This is a genomic window from Howardella ureilytica (genome assembly GCF_054657495.1).
In genome coordinates, this window is the sequence record NZ_BAAHYP010000014.1 from 1 (window position 1) to 16,304 (window position 16,304).

The window sequence follows — 16,304 nt, forward strand, 5'->3', positions numbered from 1 at the left end:
CCGGTATACTTAAATCCCGCATTTGCGAAATTCCATGATCTCGCCACGTAATTAACCTGTGAAGGCGATGTATATGCAACAGAAAATGAACCCAGAACAAAAAGAGAATCATATTTAACATCTTCGATTTCACTGTTTTTAAGGTCATTAATAAAGAGAGGCGCTTCTTTGTCAAATATGTTTTGTCCTTCTTCATCTGCCGTAACATTAAATGTGAGAACATTTTTATTAAATAACCTGTTTACCAGCTCATTTAATTTTTCAACAGTAGAATCAAAGCGTTCGTCGAAATTATTATTAAGATCGTTTAAAAATTCATAGAATCTGTATCCCTTTGTCATCGACGTATAGAACGTTCCCCTGGAAAACTGTTCCGTAGCTATTGACGCAGATGTTACATGACCGGCACTGAGGAATCCCGCCGCATATTGTGAAACACTTTTTGCAACGAGTTCTTTCATTCTCTTACTGTCATTAAACTTTGTTCTGAGCATTTGCTCTTTAATCAACTCAAGCATTTTATCTATCTTGCCGTAGAATGCTTTTCCGTTAAATGAGAATAACATTTTAATGTCATTATCGTGTTTTTCAAGATTGTATGCCGTAATGTCGGTAAAAATACCTCCGGTATGCATATTTATCTCGCTCGTAAGATCCGTATATGAATAATTTTCCGTATCCATAAGCCCTATGCACATGCTGAGAAGACCGGCATACGGAAGATCTTCATCGCTGATATGTTCCATATCAAATGCCGCATTTACATATGCAATATTATTGGAAAAGATATTTTCTTTAACACATTTTACGCCGTTTATTTCTTCAACGGAATACTTTATCGGATCGGCTTCTTTCCTGATATCCTCTATGGAAAGAAGAGGTATTGACAATAATTCTTCTTCTGTGGATGGTTCGTCCTGATATGCTTTAAGAGAATAGGTATCCTCTGCTATTCGTGACTTCTCTTCCTCTGTCAAAGTATTAATATAATCGTATACTCTCTTTTCTTCCTCTTTTCTGAGTTTTTCACCGTAAGAAGTGTCCGGATCCAGCTGAACCAATGCGCATGACTTATTGTCTATAAGAATATCTTTTACGAATGTTTTAAAGTACTCGCTTAAGTTAAGCGTCCTTAATCTGTCGTACTCTTTTCCGCTTTGCACGTTAATAAACGGCTTATTCTCATCATATATCCATGTTTCCAGAATTGACAGTCCGTATATGAGTCCTCTCGGATATGAACCGAAATCGGCTTCTCTGTATTTAAACTCATATATACTGAGGGCGGCGTTTAACATTTTTTCGTCAAGTCCGTTTGTATATACTTCGTTCAACACTTCTTCTACGGTTTCTTTGAACAAATCAAGTTTATCAGGCGAAGTATTTCTTACAACAATACTGTACATAGGCTGCATAAGAGATGTTTCAAAGCTTGAACTTATGTCCGCTCCTATACCCCTGTCAACAAGTCTCTGCTTTAATATGGCCCCCGGCGCAATCATAAGGGCATAATCAAGAATTTGCATATCTGTTGTAAATTCATTGTCAAGAGTACTGCCGACAATCCAACTGCATGAAAGATATGAACTGTTTTCAGTATCTTCACCTTCGTCTGCGGCATATACATACTTAGCCGTAACGGGACCGTCAAACGGCTTTTGAACGGTAACGGATGTATCCGTATTGAAATTTTCTTTATTATATTTAGATAAATATTCTCTATCCAAATACTCAAGTCTTTCACTTATATCCATTTTTCCGTATAAATAAATATATGCGTTTGCGGGATCGTAATGTCTCTTATGATAATCAAGAAACGCTTCGTATGTAAGCGAAGGAATAACCTCCGGGTCACCTCCCGACTCATACTTATATTGGTTTCCGCTGTATAAAGTCTTAAGGATTTTACTTTCCAATACATCATCAGGAGACGAATACACGCCCTTCATCTCATTAAATACAACTCCGTTAAGGAAAAACTTTTCACCGTCGGATTCATAGTGCCAACCCTCCTGCTTGAAAATCTCTTCCCTTTTATAGATATTCGGATTAAAAACGGCGTCCATGTAAATATCCGTTAAATTCTTAAAGTCAACGTCGTTACAGCTTGCAATCGGATAAACCGTCTTATCCGGATAAGTCATGGCATTAAGGAATGTGTTAAGAGAACCTTTGGCAAGTTCCACAAAAGGATCCTTTGCCGGATATTTCTCAGATCCGCAAAGTGTCGAGTGCTCAATAATATGCTGTACTCCCGTACTGTTTTCGGAAGGGGTTCTGAAACCTATCGTAAATACCTTATTATCATCATCATTTTCTATGTAAATAACTCTTGCGCCGGATTTTTTGTGTCTGTAAATATATCCCACAGATCCAATATCCGGCAAATCAACCGTGTTTTCTAATGTATACATATATACCTCTTTCATTCTGTATGTAATTAATATTCATAAATGCAAAATAAGGAAGTTTATACTTCACATTGAGAAAAAATCTCATAAAGTAATAAACTTCCGCAATGTTTTCATAATTCTACAACAATTCAGTACATAAGTTAATAACTTTACAGATTGTTTAGAAATACCTATCAGCCTTCAACCGCTTTTTTGGCATCTTTTAAAAATGACAATGAACCGAATATTACCAATACGTCGTCGTCACTCATCATCTCTTTACTTTTATCGACGGCATACTGTATGGACTCCGCACTTTCCGCATTCGGATTTACTCTTTTTACTTCTTTACACAACTCCTTTGCATCCATAGCTCTGGGATTATCGGGAGTTTCCACGGTATATACGTGTTTCGCAAGCGGCATTGTTATATCTATTACTTTTTTATAATCCTTATCACTAAATATTCCGAATATATAAAAAATGTTTTTATCTCCGTAATAGAGCTTTATTGAATCAACCAAAGCACCGGCCGCCTGAGGATTATGCGCTCCGTCGATTATAATTGTCGGATGTTCGCTTATTACGGTAAACCGTCCGCTCCATACCGCTTCTCTCATTCCGTTTTTCACCGCATCGTTACTGATTGCAATATTTAAACCGCGCAGCTTGTTAACCGCAAGAAGAGCTGTCGCGGCGTTTTCTATTTGAAATTTGCCGGTCAGTCTTATACTTACGTCATGCCATATATCCCCATATGAAAAAGTCTGTACCTTATTGCCGTATTCAACGTTATAAATATCATCCGGATTAAGAAATTCAATGGAGGCTTCATTTTCTTTCGCTACTTTGCACAATATCTCCTTTACTTTTTCAGACTGTACAGAGGAAATAACATTTGTGCTCCTCTTTATTATTCCGGATTTAGCGGAAGCAATATCCTCTACGGTGCTGCCGAGAAAATCCACATGATCAATGGCAATAGGCATAAATACTTCAAGGAGAACAGTGTCAATTACATTGGTGGCATCGAGTTTTCCGCCCATTCCCGCTTCCAAAACAACGATATCACATTTGCAGTCATTAAAGTACATAAACGAAATTGCCGTCTCCACTTCAAAAGGAGAAGGAACAGGTTCATCATCACACTTCATCTCATCGATAACTTCCGCAATCCTTGTAATGTATCGTGCAAAATCATTTTCTGAGATATTCTTTCCGTCTGCCTGAATCGTCTCAAGTTCTTCAAATATTGCAGGCGATGTATATTTTCCTACTTTATATCCCGCACTTCCGAGTATTGAAGTAATATACGATATGAAAGATCCTTTGCCGTTCGTTCCCGCAACATGGATAAATTTAAGCTCTTGCTGCGGATCACCCAATCTTCCAAGCAATGCGGATATTGCCTGAAGATTCATTTCGTTGCTTGGTTCCAATCCGTTTATATATTCTCTCGCTTCTTTGTAATTCATACTTTCTCCCGTATTATAGTCACTTTATAAATTGAATATATTTATGTGCCGTTTTTTCAGCATTTTGCCATTCCCATATTCGGTATTTCTCCGGACTTAATGCTGTCGATGATCTTTTTCATTGCAGCGTCTCCATAGCGAACTTCCGTCAACACTTCGACGGGTATCGGCCATTCCTCTTCCGTAAGTTTCGGATGTCCCCCTTCTTCTCTTAATGTTGCAACAATATCTCTCATCATCTTCTGTTCCTTTACGGAAATTTCCCTGACGTTGTCAAGAGGAGCAACGGCAATTATTTTGCCTGATTGTTGCTCTGTATCTATCTCTATTATTCCTCCGCCTTCTTTTTCGATACCCATGGGATAATAGATATAATACAGTTTATTATTTTCTTTTTTTGTAAGCCTGAATACTACCATATTTAACCTTTTATTTACCGTATGTCATATAGATGTGTTTTATTCCGCAATCCATAAAATGATCACCTTCCGGTTTAAAACCGAACATCTTATAAAATTCTTCAAGATAGCTTTGCGCCTGTATCTTAACTTCGGTCTCACCCATTTTATTAAGAAGTATATCCATGGCGGTTTCAACAAGTTTTCTTCCGAGTTTAAGACCTCTGTATTCTTTTTTTACCGTAAGTCTTCCGAACGAGGCCTGCGGATACGACACGCCGGCAGCCATTACCCTGATATATCCGACCAACTTACCGTCATCAAAAATCATAATATGTTTTGATTCTTTATCCTTGTCATCCATGTCAAGATATATGCATTTTTGTTCAACAACATATATCTCGCTTCTGTGTTTGAGAATTTCATAGAGTTCATCCGTCGTCAGTTCGCCGTATTCTTTAATCAATGTATTCATAATATTCTCCCAAATCCGTATCCTGCAATTTGCACACGAATTCATAATTTTAAAACAGTATTTAATCAAATATTTCGTATGTATATTTCTGTTTTATTATATTATTTTATTGACATTCTTTAAATATAAAACATTTTAAATTCTACGCGCCTGTTATGTTTTTTAAAAATGTCTTTCTGTGCTCAGGTGTAATTCCGAATTTTTTAATTGCCTCAATGTGTGCTTTTGTCCCGTATCCCTTATGTTTTTCGAAACCGTAATCCGGATATTTGCGTCCCAGTTCCTCCATATATCTGTCCCTCGTTACCTTAGCAAGAATACTTGCAGCCGCTATGGATACGCTTTTTGCATCACCTTTAATAATTTTCTCCTGATGTATGCTTTCTTCTATTCCCGGAATAATTACGGCATCATTCAGCAGAACCGTCGGACGCTCAGACAAGTTGTTAATCGCCTCTCTCATTGCCTTGTATGTAGCCTGCAATATATTTATTTCATCTATTTCCTCAGCCGACACTATTCCAATTCCGCATATGGCCCGATTCATAATTTCATCATACAAAACATCCCGCCTTTTTGGAGTAACTTTTTTAGAATCATTTAAATAAATAAAATCATCATCCATATCAAGTATGGCCGCCGCCGCAACCACCGGACCTGCCAACGGACCTCTTCCGGCTTCATCAACTCCGGCAATAACGGCATTTGAAACCGACAGAAAGCCATATTCATATTCTTTCATGGCTCTGAGTCTCTGTAATTCCGCTCTTAGTTTTTCAGGTGACATGATGCTCCCTTTCAGAATAAATATTTGTGTTAATTAATCTATCCACGGTCTTTCAAGAGTCATTTTTCCGAATCTTGCATTTCTGTAATCGTCCAGTATTACCTTTGCGGTTCTTTCATAATCCAGCTTACCGCCTTTTTTTAATGCTCCCAGTCTCTTTGCCGTATTTTCGTATATTTCCAGAGTATCTCCGTCTGTTTCAATTCCGTATTTTTCCGACAGTCTGTCGGGATACCTCTTCATCATCCACTCAATAAGGAAAAAAGCAAGATTTTCAATATTGAGATTATTGTCGTTTAATGAACCCAAGAACGCCAATCTCTGACCGGATTTTTCATTAACGGGTTTAACATAAAGTACGCCGGGAGTATCTAACAATTCACATGTGTTTCCCACCTTTATCCATTGTTTTCCCGTTGTAACACCGGGTCTGTTGCCGGTTTTTGCGCTTTTTTTACCGACAAATGAATTAATAAACGTAGATTTACCCACATTCGGCACTCCGCATATCATTACTCTCGGTATTCTTTTGTAATCTCTTGATTTGCCCTTATATTTTTCATCCATTAATTTTGCGATGGTATCCTTTATTTTAAGCACATCGCTTTGTTTTTTTGAATTTAACAGCACGGCACAGACACCGTTTTCTTTGTAATATTCAAGCCACATTGCACTTTCTTTATCATCCGCCATATCGGATTTGTTAAGTACGAGTATGTGACCCTTGCCCTTTGTCAATTCCAATAAATTGGGGTTTCTTGTACTTTCCGGTGCCCTTGCATCCACCACTTCAATCACTATATCCACAAGAGCAATATCCTCTTTCATAATCTTGAAAGCTTTTGCCATGTGTCCCGGATACCACTGGTAGTTATTATTATCCATAATTACCTCCGCTTTAATTATGCCCGAATTATAAAAATAGTAGGAATACCGAAATATCCCTACTGTTTTTATAATATAATATTAAGGTGCAATTACTTAACGAGTTCCTTAACTCTTGTAGCCTTACCTGTTCTTTCACGGAGATAGAAAAGCTTTGCTCTTCTTACTTTACCGTATCTTACAACCTTAACATCTGCTACATTAGGCGAGTGAAGAGGCCATGTCTTCTCAACTCCTACACCGCTTGCAAGCTTTCTTACCGTAAATGTCTTGCGAAGACCCGTACCCTGAATCTTAATTACAGTACCTTCGAAAACCTGAATTCTCTCACGTGTACCCTCGATGATCTTAGCAGAAACTTTAACAGTATCACCTACACCAAACTCAGGTAACTGTTCTTTTTTCTGAGCGTTTTCTATCTCTGCGATATAATCCTTCATTACTAATCCTCCATGAATTGTTATTTATTATAAATATATCAAAGCAATCCCTTTAATAATGTAACCTTTGTAATACCACTTTCCAAATCATGGGAAATATTACTGTCGTCAATGACGGGAATAAGAAGTTCCCTGCCGTCATTCATTCTGACAATGTACACATTATTAGCGGCATTTGTCATAACGTCTTCTAATATTCCAAGCTCTTCGCCTTCATATGTGACTATTTTCTGACCTATGAGATCACATATGAAATATTCTCCGGGCTCTAATTTAATTGCGTTATCTCTTGTTATCATTATATCTTTCTTTACGAATTTGGTAACATCATTAATATTGTCATATTCTTTGAAAGATATAATAACATATTGTTTAAAATAACGAACCGACTTCGGATGAAGCTTATATTCTTCTCCGTTTACATAAATGAAGCATTCTTTAAGCTTCTTAAATCTGTTCGGATCGTCTGTTGTGGGAAATACCGTAAGTTCACCGCGTAAACCGTGAGTCTTAACGACTACCCCCACTCTAAGGTAATCATCATTGTTCATCAATACATACCTTTATGTTTTTAGCATTTTCAGCAGCTCTTGCTGCAACCAATACTCTGATAGATTGTGCGATGCGACCTGATATTCCTATTATTTTACCCAAATCGCCTGGAGCAGTCTTAACATGGATAGAAGTCAAATCCCCCTGCCTCACCGAATAAACCGTTACCCGTTCTTTGTCATCAACAAGTGATTTCACTATGTATTCCACAAACTTTTCCATTACGCTTCCTCCAATCAATTACTTAGAGATACCTGCAATTTTAAAAAGTCTTGCAACAGTTTCTGTTGGCTGAGCGCCGTTAGCAATCCACTGATTAACCTTTTCGGCATCAATCTCGATCTTAGCAGGCTCGCAATTAGGATCATATGTACCTATTTCATCGATTGAACTGCCGTTTCTAGGTGTTCTTGAATCGGCAACCACAACTCTGTAAAATGGTTTTCTCTTTGCGCCAAGTCTTTTTAATCTAATCTTTACCATTACTTTTCCTCCACTGATGTGTAAATAAAATATTATATGTTAAAAAGGAAGTTTAAACTTGCCTTTTTTACCACCCTTAAACATCCCGGGCATATTTTTCATAGCCTTCTTTGCTTCTTCAAACTGCTTTACAAGTCTGTTGACGACGGATATGTCAACTCCCGCTCCCTGTGCAATTCTTTTTTTCCTTGACGGATTGAGAATATGCGGATTCTCTCTTTCCTTTGGAGTCATTGAGAAAATGATTGCTTCATTTTTGGCAAGCGCATTCTGTGCGTCTTCACTGTCAAGGTTGAGCTCTTTCATTTTACCGGCAATTCCCATATTAGGAAGAAGCCCCAAAAATTTTGAAAAACCGCCGAGTTTTTTCAGCTGCTTCATGGAAGACAAATAGTCATTAAAATCAAATTCCGATTTTTTGACTTTAGCCGCCATTCTAAGCGCTTCTTCTTCGTCTATTTCCTGTTCCGCTTTCTCGATAAGGGAAAGCACGTCTCCCATACCGAGCATACGTGAAGCCATTCTGTCGGGATAAAACGGTTCAAGATCCGAAAGTTTTTCACCCATACCTACATATAATATAGGTTTGCCGGTAACGGCTTTGATTGAAAGTGCCGCACCGCCTCTCGTATCACCGTCCAGCTTTGTAAGAATGACTCCGTCGATACCAACCTTATCGTCAAATGTTTTGGCAACATTTACCGCATCCTGACCGGTCATTGCATCGACAACAAGTACGGTCTCATCAACTCCCACTTCGGATTTAATTCTGCTTATTTCTTCCATCATATCTTCATCGATATGAAGTCGACCTGCCGTATCGAATATGATAACATTCTTATTTCTGCTTTTCGCTTCATCCACAGCTGCTTTTGCAATGTCCACCGGATTAACATCGGTACCCATTGAGAAAACGGAAACACCTAATTTCTCTCCGTTTACCTTTAACTGATCTATGGCAGCCGGTCTGTATACGTCACAGGCAACAAGAAGCGGTCTCTTGCCTTCGGACTGAAACTTTGCGGCAAGCTTCGCTGCCGTTGTTGTCTTACCGGCACCCTGAAGACCTGCCATCATAATCTTCGTAGCCGTACCGTCAGTTCTGAATTTGATATCTGTCTTCTCCGAACCCATGAGAGCCGTAAGTTCTTCGTTAACAATCTTAACCACCATTTGCCCCGGTGTAAGAGATTTCATAACCTCTTCACCAACGGCTTTTTCCTGTATTGTATTTACGAATTTTTTTACAACCTTAAAGTTTACATCGGCTTCGAGAAGGGCAATCTTAACTTCTTTTACGGCTTCTTTAACATCTGATTCCTTCAGAGTCCCCTTGCCTCTAAGCTTTTTAAAAACATTTTGCAATTTCTCTGATAAACTATCAAATGCCATAACTCATCCTTTCTGATGAAAATCAGAATTCATCTATTATCAGCTCTGTATCTTCGGATATTTTATCCAGCAACTTATCATCGCGGGATTCTTTATATTGATCAACCTTATCTTTAATCCCCTGTGCAATGTCCTGCATCTTAGCGAATCGCTCTATCATATGCAACTTATTTTCATACTTCTCCAACATCTTAGTCACTCTCTTGATAAGATCATGAACAGCCTGTCTTGAAACACCGTAATTATCGGCAACCTCGCTGAGAGATAAATCGTTAAATACAGCATCTTCATATACACTGCGTTGATGTTCGTTCAGAAGTTCACCATAAAAGTCATACAATAATGTCTGTTTAAATATGTTGTTCATATAAACTCCTTTACAGCTGTTGGTTATAATAACAGATTGTAAAGAGTGATGTCAAGCATTTTTATTTTACATTGTTTTTATATTAATCTTTTGTTATTATATATAGCGCTTAACAAATGTTAAAATTTCATATATTATTATACATATGACTTAATTTTTATTATGGAAATAATAAGGACAATAAAACCATGAATGAAGAACCGGATATGATGTATAAACTTATGATTTTGTATATGTTGGAAAAGGTTAATTTTCCGCTTTCCAACAGTCAAATCAGCAGTTTTGTGCTTGGCAGGGAATATACCACATACTTCACACTGCAAAACACTCTTAATACTCTTATTGATGATAATTTTATACATGCGGCAATTTATAAAAACAGTACGCAATATTCCCTTACCGAAAACGGTCAGTATGCCATACGACAGTTTTCAAATAAGCTGTCCTCATCAATTAAAGAAGATATTGACTGTTATTTAAGCGATAATAAATATGATTTCAGATGCGAGATCAATACAATTTCAAACTATTACCAATCCGAATCCGGCGATTATATAGCTGAGTGTAAAGTTAACGAGGGCAATACGTCCTTAATTGAAATACGATTATCGGTTCCTTCAGAAGAAGACGCCAAAATAATATGCAATAAATGGCAAAATAACAATCAGGATATTTATGAATATATTATGCATAAATTAACATAAAAACCTAAGGCTGCGACACTTAATATTATGTGCGCATACCTTAGGTTTTTCATTTATTATTTCTTTCCGTAATCTATTTTACCGGCAATTTTTTCTGCATTAAACACATCCCATGTTACTTCATCAATGGCAGTAAATATATTTTTGAGTCTGTGCGATAAGTTATCAGGATGCTCTATAACTTCTTTAAAATCACCTATTTTCAATCCGTCTTCCATCAGTCGGTGATTTATCATTGTAAGTCTGTTAATCCACTCTTCGTCGGCCATCAGATATTCCTTAACGTAAGGAGCCTGAGAATATCTGTTGGTAGATCTGATTTTCTGATTTATTTTCCTCTTTTTTATAAGTATTTTACTTATATCATTATATGTTGTTTCCTCGTTTGAAAGCGCATCTCTTAATTCATCGTTTAAATAAAGAGAATATTGCATCTGCTTGCGGAGAGTTGTCATTATACTTCTCGGAAATACAAACATATCAACAATCTGAAGCAGAATACATGCTGACGCTATATATGTTATTCTGTACAGCGAACCCGAATAAATCATATCCGGCGACATAATGGCATATGTTATTACGGAAAACATGGTACCTATCATTGCCTTATAATCAAACTTGAAGAACATATCGGCAAATAATGTTATTCCAATAAGAACAATATAATGTACCGCTACCACATTTGTTATGGAAAATGAAATCAACATCAACCCTATAACGTATATCGAGTTAATAATACGCTTCTTTGTGCTTGATGAATTGGCCTCTATATAAGGCTGAGCCGTTATACCCACATAAAGAGGGAATAAATATGAGTTCGGTAGATTAAATAATGTTGTTACAAGAATGCCCGCCGACGCAAGACATGAAACCTTCAATGCAAAAATAAGACTGTAAATGTTAAAGCGGTTCAATATATCGCTGCTTATCTTAACCTTACTTTCTTTCTTATCAATATGAAGTACTTCACCCTGGATAAAATCATCCATTTCTTCCCTTACGGATTCCACTATGGTTTCCCCGTCAAGTTCACTGTTAAGTTTAACATATAAATCATCAAACTCTTTTGTAACTGACTCTTCGGAAACTTTATCATCTTCAAAATCATCTATGGAATCCAACATCTCGTTAATAAGATTATGCATTCCCTGAGACATTTTCTTGCCTTCATTTATATAATTATCCATAAGCGTATTGTTGATTCGCTTTAATATCGTAACTGTACGAACCATGTCATGGCCCCTTTGCCACCTGTAACTTATGGAAAGTTTTTCTCCTATCGCCTGCTCTATAACGGTAAGACTGTCATCTATTGCATTTTTTTGCGAAATCAACTTCTCTTTGTCTTCTTCGTTTAAGATACTGTCACATTGTTTCTCAAGCAATCCTACAGTATAATCCACTCTCTTTTTAAGCTTTTTATTAAAAGACATTCCGTGAATTAAAAAATTATACAAAATGGAAACAAGTGCAAATCCTCCGAATATTGCAATTCTTATTACAAAATCCCATCCATATACCGGTCTGTAAAGCATTACCGGAAAGCAGAGTAACAACGGCATAAATGTGCTGCTGTGCTTTTCCGATGTAAAAAGGTATACCGCCAGGAAAAACGTAATAAAGGTTGAAACGGTTACCATTGTAACATATCCGGGAGTTCCGTTTGCAAAGAAACCGTATCCGAGATATGAAAGAAAAATTATACCTACATTGGATGCCAGCAAAATAAATGTATTCTTAACCGGCTCTATGGTATAGTCATTCTGACTTGACGGTATTACATTTGACAATGCCATACCGAATGCCAAAGCATTGCTTTTTCCGAGGGGTCCTATCATAAGATAAGTCGAAATTAAATATATTGACATATATATAATAGCCCGAATCGATTCTCTTCTTATCTCAGGCTTAAAAGTTATAATACCTTTAGCCTTAGAATTATCACTCATCACACTACCTCACAACAGTATAATACCAATATAAAAATATTTTGTTCTTAAATGATTATAGCACTTTTAAAATTATATTGTATAAACACAAATACAATATAATCTAAAACCATAACATACGGACTTTTGCGTCTTAAGATAAAACACCTATACAAAAACCTTGTATATAACGCTGTTCGGCGCTAAACACAAGGTTTTTGTATTTATTTTATGATGTTCGGGAAATAAACCGGAGATTATTTAACGATTAATGACTCTCCTGTCATTTCCGCAGGTTTTTCTATATCCATAATTTCAAGAAGGGTAGGAGCTATATCACATAACCTTCCGCCTTCTCTGAGTTTAACGTCACCGTAATTAACCAATATAAACGGAACATCATTTGTTGTATGGGCCGTAACGCTCTTTCCGGTATAATTATCCAGCATTTTTTCGGCATTTCCGTGATCTGCGCAAATAAACAGAACTCCGTTTTTTTCGACTACAGCATCTTTAATTCTTCCGACACATGCGTCAACGGTTTCAACGGCGCTTACGGCGGCTTTCACCACTCCCGTATGACCTACCATATCAGGGTTGGCAAAGTTAACAACTATAAAATCATACTTTCCTTCATTTACGGCGTTTACGACTCCGTCACACACTTCTTCCGCACTCATTTCAGGCTTTAAATCATATGTGGCAACCTTTGGAGACGGAACAAGGTATCTGTCTTCGCCTTCATAAGGAACTTCAACTCCTCCGTTGAAGAAAAACGTAACATGGGCATATTTCTCTGTTTCAGCCGTTCTAAGCTGCTTTAAACCTGCTTTTGAAATAACCTCTCCCAATGTGTTTTTAATTTCTTTATCTTCAAATGCCACAAGTTTATTAGGTATGGTTACATCATAGTCTGTCATACATACATATACTATGTCTTTTCTGGGACCTCTGTCGAAATGTGTGAATTCATCATCGCAAAAGGCTCTTGTAATTTCTCTTGCCCTGTCAGGTCTGAAATTAATGCAGATGAGAGAATCTCCGTCTTCCACACTGTGAACCTTGCCGCTGCTTGAAGAAACTACCGTAGGACGGATAAATTCATCCGTTTCACCGTCTTCATATGACTGATAAACCGCCATTTCGGGACTGTATGCAAAAACGCCTTTGCCTTCAGTCATACATCTGTATGCCTGTTCAACTCTGTCCCATCTGTTATCTCTGTCCATGGCATAGTAACGTCCGATAACCGTAGCAATCTTTCCTACTCCGATTTTTTTCATTTCTGCTTCAAGCTCTTTCACAAAGCCTATGCCTGACTTAGGATCCGTATCTCTTCCGTCCGTAAATGCGTGAATCTGTACACTGTTTAATCCCTCTTTTTCCGCCATGTCAATAAGAGCATACAGATGCTTATTATATGAATGTACTCCGCCGTCAGACAATAATCCGCAAATATGAAGCGTGGATCCGTTCTTTTTGCAATTATCCATCGCCTTTAAAAACGCCTCGTTTTTATAAAACGAACCGTCTTCTATGGCATTGGAAATTCTTGTCAGATCCTGATAAACAACTCTTCCCGCTCCGATATTTAAATGTCCCACTTCGGAGTTTCCCATTTGTCCTTCCGGAAGTCCGACAGCCTCTCCCGATGCGTGGCCGTGAACAAAGGGATAATTAGCCATAAGGTCATCCATTACCGGAGTATTTGCCTTTCCTACTGCATTACCTCTCTTTTCATCACTTAATCCGTATCCGTCCAATATCATTAAAACAACCGGTTTACGTCTCATTTTTATTTCTCCTTACAATGAACTATGTCTACAAATTCGGGTTTTAATCCGGCGCCGCCGATAAGCCCTCCGTCTATATCAGGCATGGAAAATAATTCCTTTGCGTTTCCCACATTACAGCTTCCTCCGTAAAGAATATGGATATTATCCGCCGTCTCCTTGGAATACATCTCTTCAATCGTACTTCTTATCGATGCACAAACCTGCTCAGCCTGTTCGCCGGTGGCAACCTTTCCGGTTCCGATGGCCCATACAGGTTCATATGCAATAATAACTTTACATGCATCGGATTCACTTACATCGGCAAATGCCGATTTGATCTGGGAGTTAATAAAATCCATAAATTTATTATTTTCTCTTGTTTCAAGATCTTCACCGCAACAAAGAATAGGAGTCATTCCTTTCGAAAGCGCTTTAATGAGTTTTGCATGAACCATCTCATCGCTTTCTTTAAATATCTGTCTTCTTTCCGAATGTCCGATAATTACGGAATTAATTCCGATGCTCTGAAGCATATCGGCTGATATCTCTCCTGTGTAAGCACCATTATCCTCAATATACATATTTTGGGCTCCGACCTTTACGTCGGTATCCTTCAATACATCGGATACGGTCTGTAACGCAAGGAACGGAGGAAAAACATATACATCGGCATTGGCATTGGCAATCCCCGATTTTATTTCTTCGACAAAAATCCCGGCTTCCTCCGGCGTTTTATTCATCTTCCAATTTGCAGCAACTATTAATTTTCTCATAATATATCCTTTACATTATATTTTCGGTATTTTTACTATAAATGATATAAATACGCCAATTATTATATCATATAAATATATTCATAGTATCCCCTCTTACCTTTCAAATATATTTATAATTAAACAGACTGTCCGCATTATTCATAAATAAACTTAATGTATAAAAACCTCTTACATAAAACAACATATATGCAACAGTAAAATCTGTTCGAATCAGTATATTGCATATATGCTCTTTACATAAGAGGCTAATTAAAATCACATTAAAATCAGTCTTTATTATCTACTGCTTTAACACCCGGAAGTTCCTTGCCTTCAAGGAATTCAAGAGACGCTCCGCCGCCTGTTGAAATATGAGAAAATCTGTCTCCGTATCCCAATTGATTAACGGCTGCCGCGGAGTCACCTCCTCCGACAACTGTTATGGCATCTTTAAGATTACCCATGGCCTCGGCAATCGCAATTGTACCCTTTGCAAAATTAGGAAATTCGAATACACCCATAGGTCCGTTCCAAATTACCGTTCCGGCACCTTCAAGGGCCTTGGCAAATAATTCTCTTGTCTTTGGTCCTATGTCCATTCCCATTTCATCATCCGCAATTTCATTTGCTTTTACTACTCTGTATTCCGCATCGTTTGAGAACTCTTTTGTTACAACGACATCGATCGGGAATAACAACTGTACTCCCAAAGCTCCGGCCTTGAATATCATTTCCTTTGCATAATCAATGTAATCTTCCTCAACAATGGACTTACCTACGTTTCCGCCCATGGCCTTGATGAACGTAAACATCATACCGCCGCCTATAATAAGCTTATCCACCTTCTCAAGAAGATTTGAAATAACGGAAATTTTTGATGATACCTTTGCTCCTCCGAGAATTGAAACAAGAGGTCTCTTAGGATTATTGGTTACGCTTCCGAGATAATCAAGTTCCTGCTTCATAAGATATCCGATAACACAGTGATCCACAAACTTACATACTCCTGCCGTGGAACAGTGAGCTCTGTGTGCCGTACCGAATGCATCATTTACATACACATCGCAAAGTGATGCCAATTCCTTTGAAAATGAATCTTCGTTTTTTGTTTCTTCCGGTCTGAAACGCACATTCTGAAGAAGACATACTTCTCCGTCCTTCAGTTCGCTTACGATTTTCTTTGCATTTTCTCCGACAACATTGTCGTCATTTGCAAATTTCACTTCCGTTCCGAGTAATTCTGAAAGTCTTTTTGCCACAGGTTCAAGGGAGAGCTCAGGAACCACGTTGCCCTTAGGCTTGCCCAGATGTGAGCAGAGAATAACCCTTCCGCCGTCTGCAATAAGTTTTTTAATTGTCGGCAATGATGATACTATTCTTGTGTCATCAGTAATAACGCCGTTGTCAATCGGAACGTTGAAATCGCATCTGCAAAGAACTCTGAGTCCCGATACATTTATGTCATCTACAGTCTTCTTATTAAGCATTTCGGAAT

At 37.8% G+C, this 16,304-nt stretch carries 17 protein-coding genes; 1 reads left to right on the plus strand and 16 read right to left on the minus strand.

What is annotated here, in order from left to right; translation table 11 throughout:
• The 12 genes from ACYQ1N_RS06990 to ylxM form a co-directional block, all read right to left on the minus strand.
• Positions 1 to 2,414: insulinase family protein (locus ACYQ1N_RS06990; protein WP_459834301.1), on the minus strand; the 2,414-nt coding region annotated here is incomplete at its 3' end.
• Between the two features lie 173 nt (positions 2,415 to 2,587).
• Complete coding sequence (locus ACYQ1N_RS06995) at positions 2,588 to 3,868, minus strand: bifunctional folylpolyglutamate synthase/dihydrofolate synthase (protein ID WP_459834303.1); 1,281 nt, start codon at positions 3,866 to 3,868, stop codon at positions 2,588 to 2,590.
• A 56-nt stretch (positions 3,869 to 3,924) separates the two neighbouring features.
• Positions 3,925 to 4,287 (minus strand): hypothetical protein, encoded by a 363-nt coding sequence (locus tag ACYQ1N_RS07000; RefSeq protein WP_459834305.1) that lies wholly within the window; start codon positions 4,285 to 4,287, stop codon positions 3,925 to 3,927.
• A gap of 10 nt (positions 4,288 to 4,297) precedes the next feature.
• A complete protein-coding gene (locus ACYQ1N_RS07005; protein WP_459834307.1) occupies positions 4,298 to 4,741 on the minus strand; it encodes a GNAT family N-acetyltransferase in 444 nt (147 codons plus the stop codon).
• Between the two features lie 142 nt (positions 4,742 to 4,883).
• Entirely contained in the window at positions 4,884 to 5,528 is a 645-nt protein-coding gene (locus ACYQ1N_RS07010; protein WP_459834309.1) for a ribonuclease HII, read from the minus strand.
• Positions 5,529 to 5,561: 33 nt separating this feature from the next.
• Positions 5,562 to 6,413 carry a ribosome biogenesis GTPase YlqF gene (gene ylqF, locus ACYQ1N_RS07015; protein WP_459834311.1) on the minus strand — a complete coding sequence of 284 codons (852 nt, stop codon included), beginning with the start codon at positions 6,411 to 6,413 and terminating at the stop codon, positions 5,562 to 5,564.
• Between the two features lie 92 nt (positions 6,414 to 6,505).
• The gene (gene rplS / locus ACYQ1N_RS07020; protein ID WP_459834313.1) at positions 6,506 to 6,853 is read right to left on the minus strand and encodes a 50S ribosomal protein L19; all 348 of its coding nucleotides are present in this window, start codon (positions 6,851 to 6,853) and stop codon (positions 6,506 to 6,508) included.
• 38 nt (positions 6,854 to 6,891) lie between these two features.
• Positions 6,892 to 7,404 carry a ribosome maturation factor RimM gene (gene rimM, locus ACYQ1N_RS07025; protein ID WP_459834315.1) on the minus strand — a complete coding sequence of 171 codons (513 nt, stop codon included), beginning with the start codon at positions 7,402 to 7,404 and terminating at the stop codon, positions 6,892 to 6,894.
• Positions 7,394 to 7,627 carry a KH domain-containing protein gene (locus tag ACYQ1N_RS07030; RefSeq protein ID WP_459834317.1) on the minus strand — a complete coding sequence of 78 codons (234 nt, stop codon included), beginning with the start codon at positions 7,625 to 7,627 and terminating at the stop codon, positions 7,394 to 7,396. The genes rimM and ACYQ1N_RS07030 overlap by 11 nt, the downstream gene beginning before the upstream one ends.
• Positions 7,628 to 7,645: 18 nt before the next feature.
• Positions 7,646 to 7,888: a 30S ribosomal protein S16 gene (rpsP, locus tag ACYQ1N_RS07035; RefSeq protein WP_459834319.1), complete on the minus strand. Its 243-nt coding sequence runs from the start codon at positions 7,886 to 7,888 to the stop codon at positions 7,646 to 7,648.
• A gap of 39 nt (positions 7,889 to 7,927) precedes the next feature.
• The gene (ffh, locus tag ACYQ1N_RS07040) at positions 7,928 to 9,280 is read right to left on the minus strand and encodes a signal recognition particle protein (RefSeq protein ID WP_459834321.1); all 1,353 of its coding nucleotides are present in this window, start codon (positions 9,278 to 9,280) and stop codon (positions 7,928 to 7,930) included.
• 22 nt (positions 9,281 to 9,302) lie between these two features.
• Positions 9,303 to 9,647 carry a YlxM family DNA-binding protein gene (ylxM, locus tag ACYQ1N_RS07045; protein ID WP_459834323.1) on the minus strand — a complete coding sequence of 115 codons (345 nt, stop codon included), beginning with the start codon at positions 9,645 to 9,647 and terminating at the stop codon, positions 9,303 to 9,305.
• Between the two features lie 188 nt (positions 9,648 to 9,835).
• Here ylxM and ACYQ1N_RS07050 point away from each other — a divergent pair, with 188 nt between their 5' ends.
• Positions 9,836 to 10,351, plus strand: a complete 516-nt coding sequence (locus tag ACYQ1N_RS07050) for a DUF4364 family protein (protein ID WP_459834325.1) — start codon at positions 9,836 to 9,838, stop codon at positions 10,349 to 10,351.
• Positions 10,352 to 10,407: 56 nt separating this feature from the next.
• Here the strand turns inward: ACYQ1N_RS07050 and ACYQ1N_RS07055 are convergent, their stop codons facing one another.
• The 4 genes from ACYQ1N_RS07055 to ACYQ1N_RS07070 all read right to left on the minus strand — a co-directional run bounded on the left by ACYQ1N_RS07055 (position 10,408) and on the right by ACYQ1N_RS07070 (position 16,296).
• Positions 10,408 to 12,300 (minus strand): FUSC family protein, encoded by a 1,893-nt coding sequence (locus ACYQ1N_RS07055; protein WP_459834327.1) that lies wholly within the window; start codon positions 12,298 to 12,300, stop codon positions 10,408 to 10,410.
• A 236-nt stretch (positions 12,301 to 12,536) separates the two neighbouring features.
• Entirely contained in the window at positions 12,537 to 14,072 is a 1,536-nt protein-coding gene (gpmI, locus tag ACYQ1N_RS07060) for a 2,3-bisphosphoglycerate-independent phosphoglycerate mutase (RefSeq protein WP_459834329.1), read from the minus strand.
• A 2-nt stretch (positions 14,073 to 14,074) separates the two neighbouring features.
• Positions 14,075 to 14,830, minus strand: a complete 756-nt coding sequence (tpiA, locus tag ACYQ1N_RS07065) for a triose-phosphate isomerase (RefSeq protein ID WP_459834362.1) — start codon at positions 14,828 to 14,830, stop codon at positions 14,075 to 14,077.
• 266 nt (positions 14,831 to 15,096) lie between these two features.
• Positions 15,097 to 16,296 carry a phosphoglycerate kinase gene (locus ACYQ1N_RS07070; RefSeq protein WP_459834331.1) on the minus strand — a complete coding sequence of 400 codons (1,200 nt, stop codon included), beginning with the start codon at positions 16,294 to 16,296 and terminating at the stop codon, positions 15,097 to 15,099.
• Between the last annotated feature and the right edge of the window lie 8 nt (positions 16,297 to 16,304).

What these genes read in the sequence shown, in the direction of transcription:
- ACYQ1N_RS06995 (WP_459834303.1), bottom strand. Translation starts at nt 3,868, where the DNA reads ATGAATTACAAAGAAGCGAGAGAATATATAAACGGATTGGAACCAAGC.
- ACYQ1N_RS07000 (WP_459834305.1), bottom strand. Translation starts at nt 4,287, where the DNA reads ATGGTAGTATTCAGGCTTACAAAAAAAGAAAATAATAAACTGTATTAT.
- ACYQ1N_RS07005 (WP_459834307.1), bottom strand. Translation starts at nt 4,741, where the DNA reads ATGAATACATTGATTAAAGAATACGGCGAACTGACGACGGATGAACTC.
- ACYQ1N_RS07010 (WP_459834309.1), bottom strand. Translation starts at nt 5,528, where the DNA reads ATGTCACCTGAAAAACTAAGAGCGGAATTACAGAGACTCAGAGCCATG.
- ylqF (WP_459834311.1), bottom strand. Translation starts at nt 6,413, where the DNA reads ATGGATAATAATAACTACCAGTGGTATCCGGGACACATGGCAAAAGCT.
- rplS (WP_459834313.1), bottom strand. Translation starts at nt 6,853, where the DNA reads ATGAAGGATTATATCGCAGAGATAGAAAACGCTCAGAAAAAAGAACAG.
- rimM (WP_459834315.1), bottom strand. Translation starts at nt 7,404, where the DNA reads ATGAACAATGATGATTACCTTAGAGTGGGGGTAGTCGTTAAGACTCAC.
- ACYQ1N_RS07030 (WP_459834317.1), bottom strand. Translation starts at nt 7,627, where the DNA reads ATGGAAAAGTTTGTGGAATACATAGTGAAATCACTTGTTGATGACAAA.
- rpsP (WP_459834319.1), bottom strand. Translation starts at nt 7,888, where the DNA reads ATGGTAAAGATTAGATTAAAAAGACTTGGCGCAAAGAGAAAACCATTT.
- ffh (WP_459834321.1), bottom strand. Translation starts at nt 9,280, where the DNA reads ATGGCATTTGATAGTTTATCAGAGAAATTGCAAAATGTTTTTAAAAAG.
- ylxM (WP_459834323.1), bottom strand. Translation starts at nt 9,647, where the DNA reads ATGAACAACATATTTAAACAGACATTATTGTATGACTTTTATGGTGAA.
- ACYQ1N_RS07050 (WP_459834325.1), top strand. Translation starts at nt 9,836, where the DNA reads ATGAATGAAGAACCGGATATGATGTATAAACTTATGATTTTGTATATG.
- ACYQ1N_RS07055 (WP_459834327.1), bottom strand. Translation starts at nt 12,300, where the DNA reads ATGAGTGATAATTCTAAGGCTAAAGGTATTATAACTTTTAAGCCTGAG.
- gpmI (WP_459834329.1), bottom strand. Translation starts at nt 14,072, where the DNA reads ATGAGACGTAAACCGGTTGTTTTAATGATATTGGACGGATACGGATTA.
- ACYQ1N_RS07070 (WP_459834331.1), bottom strand. Translation starts at nt 16,296, where the DNA reads ATGCTTAATAAGAAGACTGTAGATGACATAAATGTATCGGGACTCAGA.